Source organism: Dapis hubbardiae BLCC-M172 (genome assembly GCF_050016015.1).
In the GTDB taxonomy this organism is placed as follows: Bacteria; Cyanobacteriota; Cyanobacteriia; order Cyanobacteriales; family Microcoleaceae; genus Trichodesmium.
This window is the reverse complement of record NZ_JBNHEQ010000286.1, coordinates 1-5,182: the sequence shown is the minus strand read 5'-3', so window position 1 is coordinate 5,182 and position 5,182 is coordinate 1. Positions and strand designations below refer to the sequence as shown.

Genomic DNA, 5,182 nt, shown 5'->3' with positions numbered 1-5,182 from the left:
AGGAGGCAAAAGATAAATGCAGAAAATTCACCACTTTTCACAACCAAAAATTTCAAATTGCCATCTGAGTTCGGCAAAAGATAAAAGAGGAAAAAAATTCATCTTTCCACAGCTATATCTATTATCTATAGACTCATCTACTTTTTTATTCCCTCTTCACTCTTCCCTCTTCCCTCTTCCTTCTCTCTTCTTCCTTCTTCAAAAATCTAAGGAAAAACTGACTATTTTCCAAGGTGAAATTTCACAACTCTTACTCTCAACCTCAACATTAGATTCACTAACATCTTGCTCCAACAAATTCACAACTTTTCCTATGCCTAAACCAGCGTCACTTTCCAAATTTAACTTTGCTTCTCTTCCCAAACATTCATAACATCTGAAAATCCAACGTTGATTATCCTCTGACCGTTTCAACGCCATCAAAATTAAGTTCTCAGTTTCCCAACCTAAAAAACGATAAGTTTGTGGCAAATTTCCATGAGATTTTTCTTTACTAATCAAAGGCATTATCTGTACTAGCAAAGGCATATTTAACTCATAACCTCGTTGCACAGTTCCAGCATTTTCCCAACTTCCAATATGAGGATAAATAGCATAAGTAAATTCGTGAATTCCTACATCGGCTTCCGAGTCAGGCCAAGTCGAACCTCTCAATAAAGTTAAACGTAATTCATCTGGTTTAGCATCATATCCATATTTACAATCATTCAATAAACTTACTCCATAATTATTTTTACTAATATCTGCCCAATGTAAAGCCGGAACTTCCCATTTTGCTTTCTCTCTTTCTGTCTGAGGTTTAGTAGTTCTCTTAATTGCTCCACAAGGAATTTCATAAGTAGCAAAATCTGCTTCTATATTTATGGGAAAAGCTGCTTTGACTAAAGTATGTTTTTCCTGCCAATTTACCCAACTTTTAATTTTTAATAGTGGGGAGTCAATTTCGAGAATATAATCCTGACGAAACTCAGAATTACCTATTTTTCTAATTACCCGCAGACAACTTTTTAATTCCCCCTGTTCTACCCAAAAAATATCTATTAATTTTGCTGGAGATAAAGGATGTTGCTGATAATTCGGATCGATATTCCAAGCATCCCAATATTGACCTTCATCACGAAAAGCTTGTAATTTATTTCCTTCTGGTTTCCTCAGAACTTCCCGTTGATTAATCTTGTCAAAAATACTCTCTAGATTTCCCGTTGCTCCCTCTACCTTTACCCGTAATAAATTGTTCTCTAAAACCAATTTTTCTTTTTCTAAACTAACAGTATTGACATTCTCAATTTTTTTTGCTATCTTCTCTGTATACTGGGCTATATTTGTGCGTATATGTGGTTTATTGCCCAAGTCCGAAAATCCAGAACATAACCAAAACACACGATAACCAACCCCTGGTATCTCAGAAGCAACAAACAGTAAATTATTATCCGACACCTGAGAAGTAAGTATTTCCCGAGCATTGTCATAAACTTGCCAGTCATCATCCCTACTCTCCAAAGAGCTTAGATGTTCGGAGTTAGGTCTTAGGGAAGAAGCAGAAGAAAAAGAAGATTTAGAAATTGTTTCTCTTCCTTTTCCACCTAGCCTCCCTTGCCTTCCTTCTCTCTCCTCATCTCCATTCTCTAACTCAAAGCTCTCCCCCTGTTCCCTAAAATCCTTTTTTGTGGGAAGCGCTGGCAAAGCAACCGAAATTAATTCCGACCTCTGCCAATTGAGAGAATTAAACACAACTATCGGATAAACCATCCCACCAGGAAAAGCATCCAAAAGAAAAGGCGGGGAGACATCAATATTAACAGCAACCTTAGTCATAGCCTCAGCCAAAATTTCCTTACCCAACCTTTCCACTTCCCGCCAATTATTATTAGCATCCACATAAACTTCCGGAATAGCCGAACCAGGTAAAATATCGTGAAACTGATTAAACAAAACCAACTTCCAAGCCATCTCCAAATCATTCTTTCGATAAAAAGAATCAGTCATAATTGAGGCAAAAACAGAAAACAACTCCGCCTGGTACAACAAATTTTCACAACGGCGGTTCCATCTTTTTTGATCTGCATGAGTCGTATAACACCCCCGATGAAATTCCAGATAAAGTTCATCTTGCCAAATAGGAAAAATACCTAAATTTGCCTCTACTAACTCAGTCAAAAAATTCTCAGCAGTCGAAAACTCCAACACAGGAAAAAAACCAGACTCTTGCCATCTCCTACCTACCTCCAACATATCGCGAGTCGGACCTCCGCCGTGGTCTCCCACCCCAGACAACCACAAAACATTTTTGTTCCCAGTTTTTGTAAACCATTCACAAGCGTACTTTGCCATTTTTACAGGTTCAATACTTTCTCCTATCGGCAGTAACATCAAACTTAAAATTCGACTTTTATCTGGAGCTTCCCACCAAAAAAATTCAAAAGGAAACTCTGTAGAATCATTCCAACGTAACTTCTGAGTAGCAAAATATTTGATATTTCCTCCTTGCAAAATTTGCGGAAGTTGCCAACAGAAACCAAAAGTATCTGGCAACCAAGCGACAGGAGAAAATCTGCCAAATTTTTCCCAAACATAACGTTGACCGTATAAAACTTGTCTAACTATTGATTCTCCTCCGACAGTATTTAATTCTGGTTCTACCCATAAACCAGCAGCGACTTCCCACTTATCTAAATCAATTTGTCGTTTAATTCCATTAAATAAGTCTGGTCGATTTTTTTCTATCCATTCATATAGTGCCGGAGTCGAATGACAGAAAATAAGTTCGGGAAAATCTTCTTGTAAATTCAGTACAGATGTGAAAGTTCGTTGCGCAGCTTCCCAAGTTTCTTCCACATCCCATAACCAAGCTAAATCTAAATGAGCGTGACCTAATAATTTTACTTTTAAACTATTAATATAGTTGTCAGAAATTTTAGTTATTTCCGAGTGGAGCTTTAGTAGCGATCGCTCAAACTTTTCTCTTTCTCCAACTGTCTGCCAATCTATCAAACTGACAGATTTTTTTATTATCTCTAAGTTTAAGTAGCTCTCAGATTCTACTTTAGTCAAATATTCGAGCAAAATTTCCAATCTATCCGCCATCAAACCAGGGTCTAGCTGATAATTTTCTAGATTTTCATAGACACACCAAGACTTTACCAAAGCACCTCGGTCATGTTCCGGACTTACCAATTTAATGCCAATAATAAAAGTCTCTCCAACTACCGCCTTTTGACTCAGCAAAATTCGACTCGAACAGTCAAACAAATCTCCCGTTTGTACTAACTTGCCATTGACATAAACTTCCGCAGATTGAGCCCACCAAGTCAAACCCAATCTTAAAGATAAGTCAGTTAAAAGATAACCGTTTAAATGTGGAGGAATTATCAACTTTTGCCCTAACCATAAAACCTGTTTGCCTTTTTCCCAAGCAATATGTTTTCTTTCATTTGTTGTAGCTAAATCCCAATCATCTAAATTTTTAAGTGCAATAATAGGTATATCCTTTTGCCAATATCGCCATTTATTTTGAATATCTACTTGCGTCAATTTTCTAAGTTTTTGAATTGTTTTGGAAATTTCTGGAATTGAAAATTGCATAAAATTTTGATTGACTGATAAGGGTGAGAATGACTATCTATAGTTTTTTTCATTTCAGATATGAAACTAGATTTAGATTATCATTTTTTCTCTCCTACTTAATTTTCAGAAAAATATTTCTAACCACGGTCTTTGAACTGAGAAAAATAAAGCTACTATAAGTATCTAGAGCTTTTTTTGAGTTTAGATGTGAAACTAGGCTGTAAGTTTTCCTCCCCTGCCTAACTTTCCCAAAATTCTGTTTCACCAAAACCTTTAGACTTAAGAAAAATTGACTCAAACAGTCAAAAAAATCTCTAAATATTTCCCCTGTCTAGTCAAAGCCACTCCCAAAATAATCCTTTAAATCTAGGAGAATAATTTAGATATCAGCCTGAAGATAAAATCTATTTACCTAATTTTCCAACCAGATATTTGATGTGATAATTTTTGTCTAAAGAGACCAAATAAAAAAATCTAAAAAATCTCAATTTGCCGATCAAGTTACCATAAGCATTCAGAGATTTATTTAACTTCAAATATCAAGGTAGGTTTCATTTTCTATCCTCCTACCTAACTTGCCAAAAATCCTCTCTAACCAAAACCTTTAGACTTAGGAAACTTTGACTCAAACAGTCAAAAAAATCTCTAAATATTTCCCCTGTCTAGTCAAAGCTACTCCCAAAATAATCCTTTAAATCTAGGAGAATAATTTAGATGTTAGCCTGAGGATAAAATCTATTTATCTGATTTTCCCACCAGATATTTGATGTGATAATTTTTGTGGAAATTTCCCGCATCAAAAAAATGGATAAAATTCTAATTCAGTCATCAATTTACCATAAGTATCCAGAGATTTATTCAACTTCAGATATAAAGCTAGATTATAATTTTCTCTCCTCCTGCCTAACTTTCCCAAAATTCTGTTTCACCAAAACCTTTAGACTTAAGAAAAATTGACTCAAACAGTCAAAAAAATCTCTAAATATTTCCACTGTTAAATCAAAGCCACTCGCAAAATCATCCTTTAAATCCAGGATAATAATTTAGATTTCAGCCTGACGACAAAATCTATTTATCTGATTTGTCCACCAGATATTTAATATGATAATTTTTGTCAAAATTTCCCGCATCAAAAAATCGAAAAAATCTTAATTTGCTGATGAAGTTACCCTAAGCATCCAGAGATTTATTCAACTTCAGATATAAAGCTAGATTATAATTTTCTCTCCTCCTGCCTAACTTTCCCAAAATTCTGTTTCACCAAAACCTTTAGACTTAAGAAAAATTGACTCAAACAGTCAAAAAAATCTCTAAATATTTCCACTGTTAAATCAAAGCCACTCGCAAAATCATCCTTTAAATCCAGGATAATAATTGAGATTTCAGCCTGACGACAAAATCTATTTATCTGATTATAAAATCAGATATTTGATATGATGATTTTTGTCAAAATTTCCCGCATCAAAAAAATGGATAAAATTCTAATTCAGTCATCAATTTACCATAAGTATCCAGAGATTTATTCAACTTCAGATATAAAGCTAGATTATAATTTTCTCTCCTCCTGCCTAACTTTCCCAAAATTCTGTTTCACCAAAACCTTTAGACTTAAGAAAAA

The 5,182-nt window shown here is 34.8% G+C and carries 1 protein-coding gene; it reads right to left on the bottom strand.

Annotation, left to right across the window (positions count from 1 at the left end):
• Positions 1 to 198: 198 nt before the first annotated feature.
• Positions 199 to 3,582 (bottom strand): alpha-mannosidase, encoded by a 3,384-nt coding sequence (locus ACP6PK_RS26540; protein ID WP_426564111.1) that lies wholly within the window; start codon positions 3,580 to 3,582, stop codon positions 199 to 201.
• Positions 3,583 to 5,182: the final 1,600 nt, after the last annotated feature.

Bases quoted from the DNA above. Each gene is read 5' to 3' on its own strand.
- ACP6PK_RS26540 (WP_426564111.1), bottom strand. From the start codon at position 3,582: ATGCAATTTTCAATTCCAGAAATTTCCAAAACAATTCAAAAACTTAGA.